We start from the raw sequence: 15757 nt of genomic DNA on the forward strand, positions 1-15757 counted from the left end.
AACGCCGAGCACGTCGAGCGAGCGAGAAATGAACCGCCAAGACGCCAACGGCGCCAAGAAGAAGACAATTTCTTGGCGTTCTTGGCGCCTTGGCGGTTCCAAGTTCTGCTCGTTTCAGGCGGGTTCAACCCGCTCGTCGCTCTAGCCTAGCTGCCCTGCGGGGTGCCCTGCGGGGTCGTGCCCTGCGGGGTCGCGCCGGCGTCCGTGGACCCCGCGCGGGGAGGCTTCGCAGCGCCGCCTGCGCCCGCATCGCGGGGCGCGCCGGCGTCCACCGGCGCGGTGGCGGCGCCCGCATCGCGGGGCGCGCCGGCGTCCACCGGCGCGGCGGACGCACCGGCGGCGCCCGCTTCTGCGGCGCCAGCATCGGCGTCGGCGCCCGCGTCCGGCGGCGGCTGGTCGGGCGCCGCGGGGGGCGCGGGCGGCGGCTCCGCCGGGGGGACCTCGCTCTCCCAGCACTCCGGCTTCGGGGGCGCCGCGAAGCGGAGCGTGCGCGACGCGGCGTCGCCCTTCCGGGTGACGAGCTTGTCCGTCTTGTACACCGTCGCGTTGCCGCAGGCGTACTCGGCGGTGTCCTTCGTCTCGTGCGCCAGCGTGCGCGCCCGAGGCGCGCGCTGGTTCTCGCACTGCGCCCACTGGATCTCGTACTCGGCGTCCTCGTCGGCGAGCAGGATGCGGGTCGCCGGGGCGTCGCTCGACCGGCGCCCGGTGATCGTCGCGCGGGTGAGCGGGTCGCCGTCGTCCAGCACCGTCAGCGTGACGGGGAAGCGGAGGCTCCCGCGCATGGGCGCGCGCGTCGCGCCGATCTCGAAGTCAGGGCAGACCGGCTCGCCTTCGATCGGCGACGGCGTCGGCGGGCCGCCGCACGCGGCGGTGAAGAGGAAGGAGAGAGCGAGGGCTCGGGCCCGAGGGCGGAGGTTCACGCCGGGATTAGTCGTTACCCCGGGTCCCCGCGTCAAGCGATCTTGGTCTTGCCCAGCTTCAGCACGCGGTCGAAGTGCTCCTTCGAGACCGGCACGACGCTCAGGCGGGACCGCTTCAAGAGCGCGATCTCGACGAGCGCCTCGTCGCCCCGGATCGTGTCGAGCGTCACCTGCACCTTCAGCGGCGCGACCGGCTCGATGTCCACGACGCTCCAGTCCTCCTCCGCGTCGGCGGTCGGATCCGGGTACGCCTCGCGCTTGACGCGCGCCACGCCCGCGACCGCCAGGCCCTCGTTCGAGTGATAGAAGAGCACGAGGTCGCCGGCCTTCATCGCCCGCATGTTGTTGCGGGCCTCGAAGTTCCGGACGCCGTCCCACATCGTCTGGCCGTCGCGCATGAGCTGCGCGAACGAATATTTCTGAGGCTCGCTCTTCATCAGCCAGTAACGGCGAGACATGCACGATCTCCCGGGAAGGCACGAGGGCGGCGCCGGTCGGGCCGCCGCGCTCTCCTCCTCGACGGACTCGACGGACAGCCCGCCGATTGGACCGGCTACCCTAGCACCGCCCGTTCAGTCGGTGATCACGATCTTGGCGCCGTCCGGCGTTCGCCGCGCGACCTCGTCGATCTCGTCGTCATCGAGCGCGATGCAGCCGAGGGTCCAGTCGGTCTCCTTGTGCGCACCGGCGCGTGCACGTAGAGCGCCGCCGCCGACGCCGTGGATGCCGATGCTGTGGCCGATGCCGCGGCCCGGCGGGACCTCGCCGCGGCGCTTGAGCTCGGCGAAGCGCCGCCGGTCCTCCTCGTTCGGGTAGCTCACGATCAGGAACTGATGAAACAGGCCCTTGATGCGGCCCGCGACGCGGTACGTGCCGACCGGCGTCCGGAGGTCGCCCTCGTGGCGCTTCGGCCCCGGCCCGCCCGGCCCGATCGCGACCCGATAGGACCGTACGACCTCGCCGCCCGCGACGAGCTCGAGGGTGTGCTCGCTCTTGTCGATCCGGATCTCGGTGACCCGCGGCAAGGGGGCGCCGGGCCTGGAAGCGAGGGCGGCCGCGCTGGACGTGGACGCGACGGCCACAGGGGCGCCCGGCGTGGGCGCGGCGGCGGTCGGGGCGCCTTCCGGGCCGACGGTGAGGGAGGGGGCCGCGAGGGCGAAGGAAGCGGCGAACGACGCCGCGGCGAGGACTGCGGGGAGCCAGAGGACCATGCCCGGCCGGTCGGCGCGCCGCCGCGGAGTGTGACGCCCGACCGGGGGCTGCCGTATTCTCGATCGGGCGCGTCACACTCCGCGGCGGCCGCGCGATGCAGAGGTCGATGAGCACGCCGCTGACGCCCATGACGACCGAGCACCGCACCCCCGCCACGCACCCCCTCGCAGACCCGGGCACCCGCCGGGCCCTCGAGGAGTTCGTGCGGCGGCGCGTGCCCGGCGGGGAGGTCGACGACGTGGTGCAGACCGTCCTCTGCGACGCGCTCGCCTCGCCGGCGCGCCCGGCCGACCCGACGGAGCTCCGGCGCTGGCTGCTCGGGATCGCGCGCCACAAGGTGGCCGATCACCACCGCCGCTCGTCGCGGGAGGCCGCCGCCGAGCTGCCCGACCTGCCGGTCGGCCCGCCGCCCGTCGAGGCGCGCGAGCTCGCGCGCTGGGCAGAAGAGCAGGCCGCCGCCACCCGCGACGCCCGGCAGACGCTCTCGTGGATGGCCCGCGAAGGGGAAGGCGAGAAGCTCGAGAGCATCGCCGCCGAGGAGCAGGTGCCCGCCGCCCGGGTGCGGCAGCGCGTGTCGCGCATGCGGCGGTGGATGCGCGAGCGCTGGCTCGCGGAGCTCGCCGCGGTCGCCGCGCTGGCGCTGCTCGCGATCGTCGTCGTCCGGCTCCTGCGGTCGGCGAAGGACCTGCCGGAGGTCGCGCCCCTGCCCGAGCCGCCGCCGCGCGCGCTGCCCGAGGCGCCGATGGATCCGCTGGAGCGCGCGCGCTCCCTCCGGGCCGAGGCGCTGCGCGCCTGCGAGGAGGCGGCGTGGCGCCGGTGCCTCGACCAGCTCGACGAGGCGGACCGGCTCGACCCGGCGGGCCGCGGGGCGCCCGACGTCGCCGCGGCGCGCGAGCGGGCGCTCGACGCGCTCCGCGCGCCGATGGACAGCAGGGGCCCGGGGCCCGTGCTCGACGGGAAGACGCACGAGAGCGACAGGACCGACGTGAGCCCCTCGCCCGAGCCGCGCAACGCCCGCCCGCCGCGCAAGGAGACGACCCCGCCGCGCAAGGAGACGACCCCGCCACCCGCGCCGATGCCCACCACGAAGAGCGCTCCGCCGCTCTCGCCGGTCCCCACCTCCAGCGCGATCGGGCCCGCCGAGACGCGGTTCCAGCCGAAGAAGCCAATGCCGTCTGGCCTGAAGTCGAGGCCGTCTGGCCTGGACCTGAAGAAGCGTGGTGCGCCCGAAAAGATCGAGCTCCCGCCCGAGAAACGCTAGGACCGCGCAGGGAAAGCAAGCGACGCGCCCGAGCGGGCCGATCTCGATGGCTCACCAGCGGGGCTGTCAGCGCGTGTGCGAGATCTGACCCGCTCCCGGCGGATGGCGGTGCGATTACATCTCGCAGTTTCCGGCGCAGTCGTCTAAACACGCGGGCGCTCGGCGCAATCAAGGACGCCAAGGAGAGGAGCCCAGGAGATGCGAACCACGAGATGGCTTGGACTGGCATTCGCTGCATCGCTGCTCGTCGCGAACGCCGGCTGCGCGAGAGAGCCCCAGGTGCAGGTCGCGGCGCCGCCGCCCCCCGCGCCGCCGCCGCCCCCCGCGCCGCCGCCGCCGCCCCCCGACGCGGACGCGGACGGCGTGATCGACGACGGCACGGACAAGTGCGTCGCCGAGAAGGAAGACGGCCTGCCGCCCGACGCGAAGGACGGCTGCAAGTCGAACGACCCGGACGGCGACGGCATCGTGGCCGAAGCGGACAAGTGCCCGAACGAGCCTGAGGTCAAGAACGACTACAAGGACGATGACGGGTGTCCCGACGTCCCCAGGGTCGCTCTCGAAGGCAACGAGCTGAAGCTCAACGAGAAGATCTCCTTCGCCGCCGGGAAGCCGGATATCGAGCCCGCCTCGCAGGAGCTCCTCGCCGACATCGCCCGGCTCATCAAGGAGAATCCGCAGATCGATTTCGTCGAGGTCGCGGCCTACTCCGAGAAGGTCGGCACCGATTACGCCACCGTGACGCTCACGAAGAAGCGCGCGGACGCGGTGGTGAAGGCGCTCGTGGCGCTCGGCGTCGAGAAGAACCGGGTGCGGCCCGCCGGCTACGGGGCGCACTGCGCGCTCGACGCGGGCGAGACCGAGGAGGCGAAGGAGAAGAACCGCCGGGTCGAGATCAAGATCATGCGGCTCGAGGGCAAGGACACCGGCGTCGAGCTCGCGTGCGCCGCGGCCATCACCAAGGGCCTCAAGCCGGCCGGCGTGCCCGCCACCGCGCCGAAGGGCACCACCGCGAAGGCGTCCGACGCGAAGCCGGTGGATCAGAAGGCGGCGGACGCCAAGCCCGCCGCCGCGAAGCCCGCGGAGGCGAAGCCCGCCGCCGCGAAGCCCGCGGAGGCGAAGCCCGCCGACGCCGCCACGAAGCCGGCCGACGCGAAGCCCGCGGACACGAAGCCGGCCGAGACGAAGCCCGCCAGCGTGAAGTAGCTACCCCCGCTCGGCGGCGAGCAGGCGCTCCAGCGCCTCCTTCGCGCGCTGCCGGCGCTGCGCCTCGGGCAGCGCGCCGGCGCGCAGGCGCTCGATGTCGGCGCACAGCGCGGCGCGATCGCCGCCCGGGGGCTGCCCGCAGAGCCGCTCGTGCGCGCCGCGGGCGCGCGCGTCGCGCGGCGCCGGCTCGCCCGCGAGCGCGGCCGCGGCGGCCTCGATGAGGAGCGCCGCCGCGGCCGTGTCGTCGCTCTCGCCGAGCCAGCGGGCGACGAAATCCGGCTGCCGCGCGAGCCTCGCGAGGATGTCCCAGCGCTGCGCGCGCGCCGAGAGCTCCGTCGCGAAGAGCACGACCTTGCGGTTGCGGCCGAGGTCCGGGAGGACGCGCGTCTCGCCGTCGAGCGCCATCACGTCGTCGACGACGCTCGCGTCGAGCGCCGCGGCCGCGCAGCGCACCGCGACGCTGAGCAGGTCGGCGCGCAGCGCCGGGCCGAGCGACGGCGCCCGGCCGAGCGCGCGCGCCGCCTCGAGCACCAGCGGGCCGCAGTGCCCCTCGCGCCGCTGCCGCGCGAGCATCACGCCGGCGTCGTAGAGCCGGCCGCTCCGGCGCAGCGCGTCGACGGCGGCCGTGAACGCGTCGGGGTCGTACGTCCCCCGCTCCGCCGCCGTGAGGAAGCCGTCGAGGCTGCGCAGGACAGGGCACGCCGCCGCGCTGCCGGCGCGCCGGAGGTGCGGGAGCTTGCCGAGCACGTCCGCGATGCGCAGCGAGAGCGCGAGCGGGTAGGCGTCGCACGCGGGCTCCTCGTACCCGCCGAGCTCGACCTTCGCCGCGGTGCACGCGAGCGGGGCGGCGACGACGGCGAGCGAGCGCGCGGTCCGCGCGACGAGCGGCCCGAGGCCCGGGGCCGCGGCGAGCCCCATCGGGAGCGGATCGAGCAGCGCCGCGACCGCCGCGTCGTCGGCGTCCGGCGGCAGGAGGCCGCGGACGAGCGTCCAGAGGTCGCCGGCGAGGAAGGGGTGCCCGGCCTCGGCCGCGAGCTGGGCGTCGATCGCGAGCAGCGCGCGCGCGTCCTTTCCCCAGGCGAGCGGCTGGTCCGAGCGCAGCGCCCGCGGCCCGAGCCGCAGGCCGAACGAGAGCGCCGCGATGGCCCGGCGCGCCGCCGCGGCGCCGCGCTCGGCGTCGCCGTCGAGGAAGTGGTAGGCGGCCGCGAGCGCCGCGGCGCTGACGTAGGCGCGCGCCGCGTCCTCGTCGCTCCGGGGCGAGCCCTCGGGCGCGAGCGCCGCGGTGAGCGCGCCCTCGGGCTCGCCGCGGGTGCGGAGGCCGAGGCCGAGCTGGAAGCCGGTCGCCCCCTCGAGGATGCCCGCGCCGTACGAGACGTCGAAGCTGAGCGAGAAGACGCGCGTCGCGGTCTTCTCCTCGTAGCGGTAGGTCATGCGCGGCACGCGCAGGCCGCGCGCGTCGGCGTCGGAGAGGACGCGATCGAGCGCGTCGCGGGCCTCGGCGCGGCGGCCGGCGGCGAAGTCGCGCGCCGCGCCGACGATCGCGAGCACGTCGCCCGCGTCCGCCGTCTGGCACGCGTCGTCCGGCGCGCTGCGCATCGCGTCCGCGTAGGCCGACGGATCGGGGGCGATCTCGTGGCGGGCCCTGGCGATCTCGCCGAGGTACGAGAGCGCCCACGCGACGCGGCTGCCGCGCTCGTTCGCGAGCGCGACGGCCTCCGGCGACGGCGGCGCGCCGAGCACGGCCGCGCCGAGCAGCGAGGTGAGCAGCGCGAGGTCGGCCTGGTCGCGGAGCCCGAGGGCGGAGAGCGCCCTGGCGTAGCCGACGAACAGGCCGCGGAGGTCGGCGCCTGCCCCGGCGGCGGGCATCGACGCGAGCGCGTCGAGGAGGGCGGCGCCGGGCGGGCCCTGCGGGGCGCCGGGGCGCGCCGCGCCGTCGCGGAGCGCGGCGGAGAGCCCGCGGAGCACGCGCCCGAGCGGGGCGCCGCTCTCCTGCGCGAAGCGCTCCGCGGTGGCGGACTCGAGGAGCGCGCGGGCGAGCGCGTAGCCGCCGGCGAGCGCGTCCGCGAGATCGGCGTCGGCCCACCCGGCGAGGCCCGCGGCGACGGCGGCCTCGGCGTCCGCCGTCGGGAGGGTGAAGCGCACGCGGGGCTCCGGCGCGCTCCGCGACGGCGCGCGGGCCGGCGCCGCGAGCAGGTCCATCGCGTCGGAGAGGAGCGTCACGAGCAGCCGCGCCCGCCGCGCCCACGCGCCGTCGTCCTGCTCGAACCGCGGCGCGCGCAGGATCCGCCCGCGGACGTCGCCGAGCCGCGCGAGGGCGCGGCGCGCCTCGGGGCTCGGCCCGCGCCCGGCGGCGGCGCAGGCATCCCTTGCGGGCGGCGCGGGCGGCGGCTTGCGCGAGCGCTCGGTGAGGAGCACGGCGAGCACGCCGTCGGCCAGCGCGGCGACGTCCTCGACGAGGCCGGGCGGCGGCGCGTCGTGGCGCGCGGCGGCGTCGGCCGGCCCGGCGCCGCCCTCGGGGGTCGCGAGCCCTGCGACGGCGCGCCGGAGCGCGTCGCGCGCCGCGCGGCGCTCCGGAGGGAAGCGGGCCGGGTCGGTCGCGCGCGGATCCAGCGCGCCGGCGGCGCCGAGCGCGGCGTAGCGCGAGAGGCTCGCGGCGAGCGCCGCGAGGCCGGGGTGGGGGAGCGCCGGGTCGGGCGAGAGCGCGCGCCCGATCTGCGCCGACGAGAACGCGAGGTCGGGGGCCTGATCCGAGGCGATCCGGTACAGCGCGTCGGCGGCGTAGAGGCCGGCGACGCCCCAGCCGGTCTGCGCGGTCAGGTCGCCGCGCAGCTTGGCGGTGAGCGCGCCCTGCAGGGCCAGGAAGTGCGCGGCCTGCACCTCGGGGGGGTACGACATGCCCGCGAACACGCCGGCGAGCGCCGCGCCGAGGACGTCCTCCGGATCGCGCGCCTCGGCCATGCGGCGCTGCACGGCGACCTGCGTGAGGTCGACGATGGCGTCGCGGAGGCGCTCGTCCGTGAGCACCCCGGGGCTGTAGGCGAGGGGGATCTGCGCGAGCGCGCGGTAGCGGCGCGGCTCGGCCTCGGCGAGGGCGCGCAGCGCGGCGAGGTGCGCGAGGCCGAGCTCGGTGACGCGCGCGTGGACGGCGCTGCCGCCGCGCCCCGCGGCGGGCGCGGGGCCGCGCTCGTGGAGCAGGCTCGGCGCGTGGGCCCACGCGGTGCTCGTCCTGTCGACCGCGCGGACGAGCGCCTCGTACCGCGGCAGCCACGCCTCGAGCGGCAGCCGACCGCCCGGCGCCGCCGTGGCGCCGGGCGCGGCGCTCCCGGCCGCGGGCGCGGCGGCGCGGTCGCCGGGGTCGAGGGCTGCGGCGAGCTCGGCGGCGAAGACGAGGTCGCGCGGGCCCTCCATGGGCGGCGCGAGGCCCCGGCCGCAGCCGCGGGCCTTGCCCAGCAGGTCGTCGAGCGCCGCGCGCCGGTCCGCGGGCGCGCCCCGCAGCACCGAGGCGCCGCGGGCGCGCCACGCCGCGCGGCCGTCCCGGGCCGTGCGCACGCGGAGCAGATCGCCGTACGGCGTGGTTTCACGGGCGGGCGGAGCGCCCTGCCGGGCTGCTGCGGGCGCGCCGGTCGCGCCGCGCTCGCCCTCGTCGTCGAGCGCGATCCCGGCCGTCGCGAGGAGCTGCAGCGCGTAGCGGCCGCGCAGCGCCGGCTCGTCGTCCGGATCGCGCCCCTCCACGGCGGCCGCGAGGTCGTCGGCCGCGCGCGCGGCCTCGACGTAGCGGAACGCTCCGGCGGCGCCGAAGGCGCGGCGCACGAGCGCCGCGAGCGCGATGTCGTCCGCGGCGCGCGCGAGCGACGCGTCGGCGCGCGCGATGGGCGCGACGCCGGCCATGAACGGCGCGAGCGGGTCGCGCGGAAAGAGCTGGACCGCGCCGCCGCGGGCGCGCGCGAGGACGATGTGCTCGTAGCCGAGGGCCTCGCCGAGCGCGAGCAGCAGCGCCTCTGCCTCGAGGGCGCCCGGGGCGGGCAGCGGCGCGGCGCGGATCCAGACGGCGTCCGCCGCGCCGCCGCCCCGCGCGCCGCCTGCGGCCGCTGCGCCGGCCTCCACGACGACCGCGGCGCTGGGCCTGGGCCGGCCGCGCCGGTCGAGGTCGCGGAGCAGGAGCGCCCACGGGTCGCCGGCGTTCCGGGCGGCGCGGGCCTCGACGTAGCCGACGGCGAGCTCGCGCGCCGCGCGGCCCTCCGCGACGGCCGCGGCGAGGGCGCGCTCGCACGGCTCGAGGTGCGCCGGGTCGCAGCGCGCCGCGGCCGAGGGCGCGGCGCCCGGGGTGCCGGCGCCGCCGCAGCCGGCGGCGAGGAGCCCGAGGACGAGCGCCGAGAAGACCGAGCGCGCGCGCGACGAGGAGACCACGCGATCGTGCAGCATGACCGGCGCGCGACCTACCACGAAGACGGCGGGCTGGCTGCGATCGTCTCGCGCGCAGGATGAGGTCGGCCGGCCCGAAGGGTTGCGAGCGCGCAGGCGATCCGATCGTTGCGCGACCGCTCGGGGCACCGAGAGCTTCGAGCGTATCTGAACGAGACGCGATGGGACCGCGGCGGAGGCGGGGCCGTCTTCCGCTTCCATCGTCCGATGGATCCTGTCTTCATGACGTGATCCCGAGCGGCCCGACATACCGGCGCGGGCGCCGCGGTCCGCCTGGGTCGAAGCGCACGAATCCAGGCGCTCCTGCGCCGTCGCGACCCCGAATCGTCGTTGCGGGGGACATCGACGTGATGAGGAGTCCCGCGCGCTCGAACCGGGCGGCCACGGTCTTCCTGCCCCTCCGGCGCCGTGCTACCTCCGCCGTATGCGACGGGCTCCGGTAGGACGAGGTGCCGGCGGCACGGGGGGCGGCGAGGGCGGCGGGAGCGCCGGTTGCGTGGCGCGCGGCGCGGTTGCGGCGCTCGGCCTCGTGTCCCTCTCGCTCGCGGCGTGCAGCCAGGGCGACGAGGGCGGGTATGCCGGGACGACATCGCGCGTCGGCAAGGACGCGAACACCATCTACATCAACAACGGCTCGGAGCCGGAGTACGTCGATCCGGGAAAATCGAACGACTCGGCGAGCTCGACGCTGATTCAGCAGCTCTTCGAGGGGCTGACCTCCTACGGCGCCGGCGACCTCCGCCCGGTGCAGGGCGTCGCGACGCGGTGGGAGCAGAGCGACGACAACCGGATCTTCCGGTTCCACCTGCGCCCCGAGGCGCGCTGGTCGGACGGCAAGCCGGTGACGGCGCACGACTTCGAGTACGCGTGGAAGCGCGTGCTGCGGCCGTCCACGGCCTCGCTCGCCGCGACGAACCTGTACGTGCTCAAGAACGGCGAGCTCTTCGGCCTCGGCAAGCTCAAGGCGCTGCGCGAGGCCGCGCCGCTCCGCGCCGCCCCGCGGCCCGACGCGCCGTCGTCGATCGAGCTGCCCAGGGGGTCGTTCGTCGTCGTGCTGGCGCGCTCGCCGATCCAGGTGGACACCGCGATCGCGCCGCTCGCGACGCTGCCCGAGGGCGCCGCGACGGTGACGTTCACGAAGGGCGACGCGAAGGGCGGCGCCGAGGACCGGCTCGTGCTCGGCGCGGCCGACGGCGGCGCGCCGCCGCTCGGCCCCGCGCCCGGCGGCGGCTGGCAGGGCGCCGTCGTCGACATCGTCCGCGCCGGCCCGCCGTGCCAGTGCAACGGCGCCGCCGACCGCTGGTTCGAGCTCGACCGGGGCGGCGCGCGCGGCTTCCTCCCGGGCTGCCTGCTCACGCCGGCCGCGGACGGCGCGCGCGCGGGCGCCGCGCCCCGGCCCGAGACGTACGCGCTCGTCACGCCGCACGCGAGCCTGCCGACGTACGACGCCGCGGCCGCCCCGGCCCCGCAGGGCGAGCCGCCGGTGGGCTTCGTGCCCGACGCGCTCCTCGTGGAGGACGACAGCGCCGTCGGCGTCCGGGCCAGGGACGATCTCACCCTCGACGTGGAGCTCGAGCAGCCCACGCCCTACTTCACCGATCTCACGAGCTACGTGACGCTCTTCCCCGTGCGCAAGGACGTCATCGAGGCGTTCGAGAAGCGCGGCGAGCCCGAGCTCTGGTTCCGCCCAGAGAACATCGTGGTCAACGGCCCCTACACGCTCGATGAGTGGAAGTTCCGCTACGAGATCACGATGAAGCGGAACCCCCACTACTGGGACCGCGACCGGCTGAAGATCCACCGCGTCGTCTGGCTGGAGATCGAGCAGTACAACGCCGCGATGAACATCTACAAGGCGGGAGATCTCGACTACATGGGCGACAACGCCTCGCTCCCCGCCGAGCACCTGACGTGGCTGTCGACGAAGAAGGATTTCGAGCGGTTCCACTACCTCTCCACGTACTGGTTCGAGTTCAACACGAGGAAGCCGCCGGTCGATGACGTCCGCGTCCGCCGGGCGCTGAACCTCGCCGTCGACAAGCAGCAGCTCGTCGACAAGGTCTCGCGGGGGGGGCAGATGCCGGCCACGCACTACGTCCCCGACTACACCGGTTCGGGCTACGACGAGGCGGTGGCCGAGGACAGGAAGCGCGGCGTCGATCCGTTCTCGTCGCCGGACGTCGTGTTCAACCCCGAGCGGGCCCGCGCGCTGCTCGCCGAGGCCGGCTACGAGGTCGTCCGCGAGGGCGACGGATACCGGGCGAAGAACTTCCCGGCGCTCGAGATCCTCTACAACACGAGCGAGGGGCACAAGCAGGTCGCCGTCGCGGTCCAGGACATGTGGAGGCGTCACCTCGGGATCTCCGCCACGCTGCGGAACGAGGAGTGGAAGGTGATGCTCAAGAACGTGCGCGACGGGCATTTCCAGGTCGTGCGGTTCGGCTGGATCGGCGAGTTCAACCATCCGGCGACGTGGCTCGGCACGCTCCTCTCGTACAGCCCGCAGAACCGGACCGGCTGGGCCGACAAGGAGTTCGACGACCTGATGCGCGTCGCCGCCGCGACCACCGATCCGAAGGAGAGCATCCGGATGTTCCGCAAGGCGGAGAAGCGGGCGGTCGACAGCATGCCCAAGCTGCCGCTCTACTTCTACACGAAGTCGACGCTGGTGAAGCCGTGGGTCAAGGGGTTCATCGGCAACGCGCGCAGCGTGCAGCTCGTGAAGTGGCTCTGGATCGACCCGAGCTGGCGCGACAACCCGTCGAACGACATCGCCTTCCCGCCGCTCGAGTTCCCGGCGCCAGGCCGGCTCGGCCCGACCCCGGGCGGGGCGATCGCGCCCTGAGGAGCGGCATCCGGGCGCGGCGCTCCTCGCGCTCCTCGCGCCTCGATGGTCTCCCCGTATCCCCCTCGGGCGAGCCCCGAGGGGGTGCCGGCCCGTTCACGTACGCCGCGCACATATGCCCTTCGCCACGCCGCCGTCGGCAGGTCGGTTGCGCGCAGAAACCGCGGATTTCCAGGCCGCTCGGCCGCGCGTCGTGAGGAGCCGTCCCCATTGACGCGCTGGCCCGCGCCATGGCCAACTCCACGGGAGCGCAGCATGGACCCTCGCAGCATGGACCCTCTCGGGAGAACGACATGAGCAAGACGATCCTTGTCACCGGAGGCGCGGGCTACATCGGCTCGCACACCTGCGTGGAGCTGCTCCGCGCGGGCTACCAGGTGGTCATCCTCGACAACCTCTGCAACAGCCGCAAGGCGGCCGTCGACCGGGTGGAGCGGATCGCCGGCGAGCAGGTGACGTTCGTCCAGGGAGACATCCGCGACGCGGCGCTGCTCGACCGGCTGCTCACCGAGCACCCCGTCGACGCGACGATCCACTTCGCGGGGCTGAAGGCCGTCGGCGAGTCGGTCGAGCAGCCGCTCGCGTACTACGAGAACAACGTCGCCGGGACGGTGTGCCTGCTCAAGGCGCTCGGCGCCCATGGCTCGCGGAAGCTCGTGTTCAGCTCGTCGGCCACGGTGTACGGCGATCCGGAGCGCGTGCCGATCGACGAGGGGTGCCGCCTCGGGCCGGCGAACCCGTACGGCCAATCCAAGCTCATGGTCGAGCACATCCTGCGCGACGTCGCGGCGACCGGGGGCTGGTCGCTCGCGTCGCTGCGTTATTTCAACCCGGTGGGCGCGCACGAGAGCGGGCTCATCGGCGAGGATCCGAGCGGCATCCCGAACAACCTGACGCCGTTCATCACGCAGGTGCTCGTGGGGCGGCGCGACAAGCTCCGGGTGTTCGGGGGCGACTGGCCGACGCCGGACGGCACGGGCGTGCGCGACTACATCCACGTCGTCGACCTGGCGCTCGGGCACCTGGCCGCGCTGAACCGCATCTTCTCGGTGGGGGACAGCTTCACGGTCAACCTCGGCACCGGCCGCGGCTACTCCGTGCTGGAGGTGGTGGCCGCGTTCGAGAAGGTCAGCGGCAAGCGGGTCCCCCGCGAGATCGTCGCCCGGCGCCCCGGGGACGTCGCCTCGGTGTATGCGGACCCGTCGCGCGCGGCCGAGCTCCTCGGCTGGCGCGCCGAGCGCGACCTCGAGACCATGTGCCTCGATAGCTGGCGCTGGCAGGAGCAGAATCCGAAGGGATTCGCGGACTGACACCGCGTCTGCCGGGCGCACTCCTGGCTCCGTGATGGGGGAATTTGAACCACAGAGGCACAGAGGGCACAGAGGAGAGAGAAGAGAGAAGAAAGAGATTGTTTGTTTCTTCTCTCGCCTCTGTGCCTCTGTGGTTCCTCCTCTCATGATGCAAGGAATCGCCGGGGCGCGAGGAACGGAGATGACGTCGCTCGCCCTCGATCGCCAGCGCCCCCTGCGCTCCAGCGCCGCCCTCCTCGGTGCGCTGCTCGCGCTCGCGGCCTGCTCCGGCGAGCGCGAGGACTACGTCGGCACGACGGCGCGCACCGGCAAGGACGTCACCACCTTCTACGTGAACAACGGTGACGAGCCGGAGTACCTCGATCCAGGCAAGGCCGTCGACTCCGTGGGCATCACGCTGCTCCAGCAGATGTTCGAGGGGCTGACGAGCTACGCCGCGGGCGATCTCCACCCGGTGCAGGGCGTCGCGACGCGGTGGGAGCAGAGCGACGACAACCGGATCTTCCGGTTCCACCTGCGCCCCGAGGCGCGCTGGTCGGACGGCAAGCCGGTGACGGCGCACGACTTCGAGTACGCGTGGAAGCGCGTGCTGCGGCCGTCCACGGCCTCGCTCGCCGCGACGAACCTGCACGTCCTCAAGAACGGGGAGCTGTTCAACCTCGGCAAGCTCAAGGCGCTGCGCGAGGCCGCGACCCTGCGCAGCGCGCCGCGGCCCGACGCGCCGGCCGCGCTGTCCCTGCCGAAGGGCGCGTTCGTCGTCGTGCTCGGCCAGTCGCCCGCCCGCGTGACCTCGGCGGTGACGCCCCTCGCGGCGCCGCCGCCCGGGGTCGCGTCCGTGACCACCAGCGAGCCCGACGAGAAGACGGGCGCCGGCGAGCGGCTCGCCTTCGAGGCGGCCGGCGCGACCCCGCCGCCCGCGCCGCGCGACGCCGACCCGGGCGGCGGGTGGCGGGGCGCCGAGGTCGCCGTGCTCGCGGCCGGTCCGCCCGTCGCCTGCAACGGCGCGGCCGATCGGTGGTTCGAGCTCGAGGGCCCCCAGGGCCGCGGCTTCCTCCCGGGCTGCCTCCTCGCGCCGCCCGCGTCCCCGGACGCCGCCTACGCGCTCGTCGCGCCGCACGCGAGCCTCCCCACGTACGACCCCGCCGCGCCGCAGGCGGCGCCGCCGTCCGGCGCGGCGGCCGGGTTCGTCGCCGCCTCCGAGCTCGTGGAGGACGACACCGCCGTGGGCGTGCGGGCCCGCGACGACCGGACGCTCGACGTCGAGCTCGAGCAGCCGACGCCGTACTTCACCGACCTCACGAGCTTCGTCACCCTGTTCCCGGTGCGCCGCGACATCATCGAGCCGTTCGAGGCGCGCGGCGAGCCGGATCTCTGGTTTCGCCCCGAGAACATCGTCGTCAACGGGCCGTACGCGCTCGACGAGTGGAAGTTCCGCTACGAGATCACGATGAAGCGGAATCCCGCGTACTGGGCCCGCGACGCGCTCAGGATCCACCGGATCGTCTGGATGGAGATCGCCCAGTACAACGCTACATTGCAGCTCTACAGGGCAGGAGATCTCGATTACCTGGGCGACAACTCCGAGCTTCCCTACGAGCACATCGGGTGGCTGTCGGGCAAGAAGGATCTCCGGCGGACCGAGTACCTCTCCACCGTCTATTACGAGCTCAACACGACGAAGCCGCCGCTCGACGACGCGCGCGTCCGGTGGGCGCTGAACCTCGCGATCGACAAGCGGCAGCTCGTCGAGAAGATCACGCGCCTCGGCAAGCCCGCGACCCACTACGTGCCCGACATCACCGGATCCGGCTACGCCGAGCAGGTGGCCGAGGACAGGGCGCGCGGCGCGGATCCGTTCTCGAGCCCCGAGGTCGGCCACGATCCGGCGCGCGCCCGCGCGCTGCTCGCGGAGGCCGGCTTCGAGGTCGTCCCCGAGGGAGACGAGCTCCGCGCGAAGGGCTTTCCGCCGCTCGAGATCCTCTACAACACGGGGGAGGGGCACACGCAGGTCGCCGTCGCCATCCAGGACATGTGGAAGCGCCACCTCGGCATCTCCGTGACGCTGCGGAACGCGGAGTGGCGGGTGATGCTGAACGACCTTCGCGACGGGAATTTCCAGGTGATCCGCCTGGCCTGGTACGCCGACTACAACCATCCGCAGACGTGGCTCGGGATGTTCCTCTCGTACAGCCCGAACAACCGGTGCGGTTGGGCCGACGCCGGGTTCGACGAGATGGTGCGCAGGGCGGCCGCCATCGCCGATCCGAGGGAGAGCATCCGGCTCTACCGGGCGGCCGAGCGGCGCGCGCTCGACGGGATGTGCCGGATCCCGCTCTACTTCGAGGAGAAGCCGACCCTCGTGAAGCCGTGGGTGAGGGGGTTCCTCCCGAACGCGCGCAACACGCAGCTCGTCAAATGGCTCTGGATCGACCCCGACTGGCAGCACCGGCCCGCCGGGGAGCCGCCGGCTGCGCTGGAGCTGCCGCCGCCGGGGAGGCTCGGAGAGGGGTACTGAGCAGCACGATGGGGGCGGCGCACTCGACGCCATGGCGCCGCGACGAGCGTCCGGGCCGATTCATGG

The 15757-nt window shown here is 74.7% G+C and carries 9 protein-coding genes; 5 read left to right on the forward strand and 4 right to left on the reverse strand.

All coding sequences use genetic code 11. The features are described 5' to 3' along the window. Positions 1-146 precede the first annotated feature (146 nt). From WMF24_RS18100 to WMF24_RS18110, 3 genes are all read right to left on the reverse strand, one after another. The gene (locus WMF24_RS18100) at positions 147-920 is read right to left on the reverse strand and encodes a hypothetical protein (protein WP_437737672.1); all 774 of its coding nucleotides are present in this window, start codon (positions 918-920) and stop codon (positions 147-149) included. A 32-nt stretch (positions 921-952) separates the two neighbouring features. Then, positions 953-1378, reverse strand: a complete 426-nt coding sequence (locus WMF24_RS18105) for an EVE domain-containing protein (RefSeq protein WP_437737673.1) — start codon at positions 1376-1378, stop codon at positions 953-955. Positions 1379-1492: 114 nt separating this feature from the next. After that, positions 1493-2131, reverse strand: a complete 639-nt coding sequence (locus WMF24_RS18110; protein WP_437737674.1) for a L,D-transpeptidase family protein — start codon at positions 2129-2131, stop codon at positions 1493-1495. A 107-nt stretch (positions 2132-2238) separates the two neighbouring features. Between WMF24_RS18110 and WMF24_RS18115 the strand changes: the two genes are divergently transcribed. After that, positions 2239-3393: an RNA polymerase sigma factor gene (locus tag WMF24_RS18115; protein WP_437737675.1), complete on the forward strand. Its 1155-nt coding sequence runs from the start codon at positions 2239-2241 to the stop codon at positions 3391-3393. Between the two features lie 198 nt (positions 3394-3591). Beyond that, the gene (locus tag WMF24_RS18120; RefSeq protein ID WP_437737676.1) at positions 3592-4599 is read left to right on the forward strand and encodes an OmpA family protein; all 1008 of its coding nucleotides are present in this window, start codon (positions 3592-3594) and stop codon (positions 4597-4599) included. Here the strand turns inward: WMF24_RS18120 and WMF24_RS18125 are convergent, their stop codons facing one another. Continuing rightward, positions 4600-9021 carry a hypothetical protein gene (locus tag WMF24_RS18125; protein WP_437737677.1) on the reverse strand — a complete coding sequence of 1474 codons (4422 nt, stop codon included), beginning with the start codon at positions 9019-9021 and terminating at the stop codon, positions 4600-4602. Between the two features lie 424 nt (positions 9022-9445). Here WMF24_RS18125 and WMF24_RS18130 point away from each other — a divergent pair, with 424 nt between their 5' ends. From WMF24_RS18130 to WMF24_RS18140, 3 genes are all read left to right on the forward strand, one after another. Further along, positions 9446-11866 carry a peptide ABC transporter substrate-binding protein gene (locus WMF24_RS18130; RefSeq protein WP_437737678.1) on the forward strand — a complete coding sequence of 807 codons (2421 nt, stop codon included), beginning with the start codon at positions 9446-9448 and terminating at the stop codon, positions 11864-11866. Positions 11867-12159: 293 nt separating this feature from the next. Beyond that, a complete protein-coding gene (galE, locus tag WMF24_RS18135; RefSeq protein WP_437737679.1) occupies positions 12160-13176 on the forward strand; it encodes a UDP-glucose 4-epimerase GalE in 1017 nt (338 codons plus the stop codon). A 181-nt stretch (positions 13177-13357) separates the two neighbouring features. After that, complete coding sequence (locus WMF24_RS18140; RefSeq protein WP_437737680.1) at positions 13358-15691, forward strand: peptide ABC transporter substrate-binding protein; 2334 nt, start codon at positions 13358-13360, stop codon at positions 15689-15691. Positions 15692-15757 lie beyond the last annotated feature (66 nt).

It is taken from the genome of Sorangium sp. So ce1335 (genome assembly GCF_051521615.1).
GTDB lineage: Bacteria > Myxococcota_A > Polyangia > Polyangiales > Polyangiaceae > Sorangium.

Coding starts and splice junctions, on each gene's coding strand:
- WMF24_RS18105 (WP_437737673.1), bottom strand. CDS start 1,378: ATGTCTCGCCGTTACTGGCTGATGAAGAGCGAGCCTCAGAAATATTCG.
- WMF24_RS18110 (WP_437737674.1), bottom strand. CDS start 2,131: ATGGTCCTCTGGCTCCCCGCAGTCCTCGCCGCGGCGTCGTTCGCCGCT.
- WMF24_RS18115 (WP_437737675.1), top strand. CDS start 2,239: ATGAGCACGCCGCTGACGCCCATGACGACCGAGCACCGCACCCCCGCC.
- WMF24_RS18120 (WP_437737676.1), top strand. CDS start 3,592: ATGCGAACCACGAGATGGCTTGGACTGGCATTCGCTGCATCGCTGCTC.
- WMF24_RS18125 (WP_437737677.1), bottom strand. CDS start 9,021: ATGCTGCACGATCGCGTGGTCTCCTCGTCGCGCGCGCGCTCGGTCTTC.
- WMF24_RS18130 (WP_437737678.1), top strand. CDS start 9,446: ATGCGACGGGCTCCGGTAGGACGAGGTGCCGGCGGCACGGGGGGCGGC.
- galE (WP_437737679.1), top strand. CDS start 12,160: ATGAGCAAGACGATCCTTGTCACCGGAGGCGCGGGCTACATCGGCTCG.
- WMF24_RS18140 (WP_437737680.1), top strand. CDS start 13,358: ATGACGTCGCTCGCCCTCGATCGCCAGCGCCCCCTGCGCTCCAGCGCC.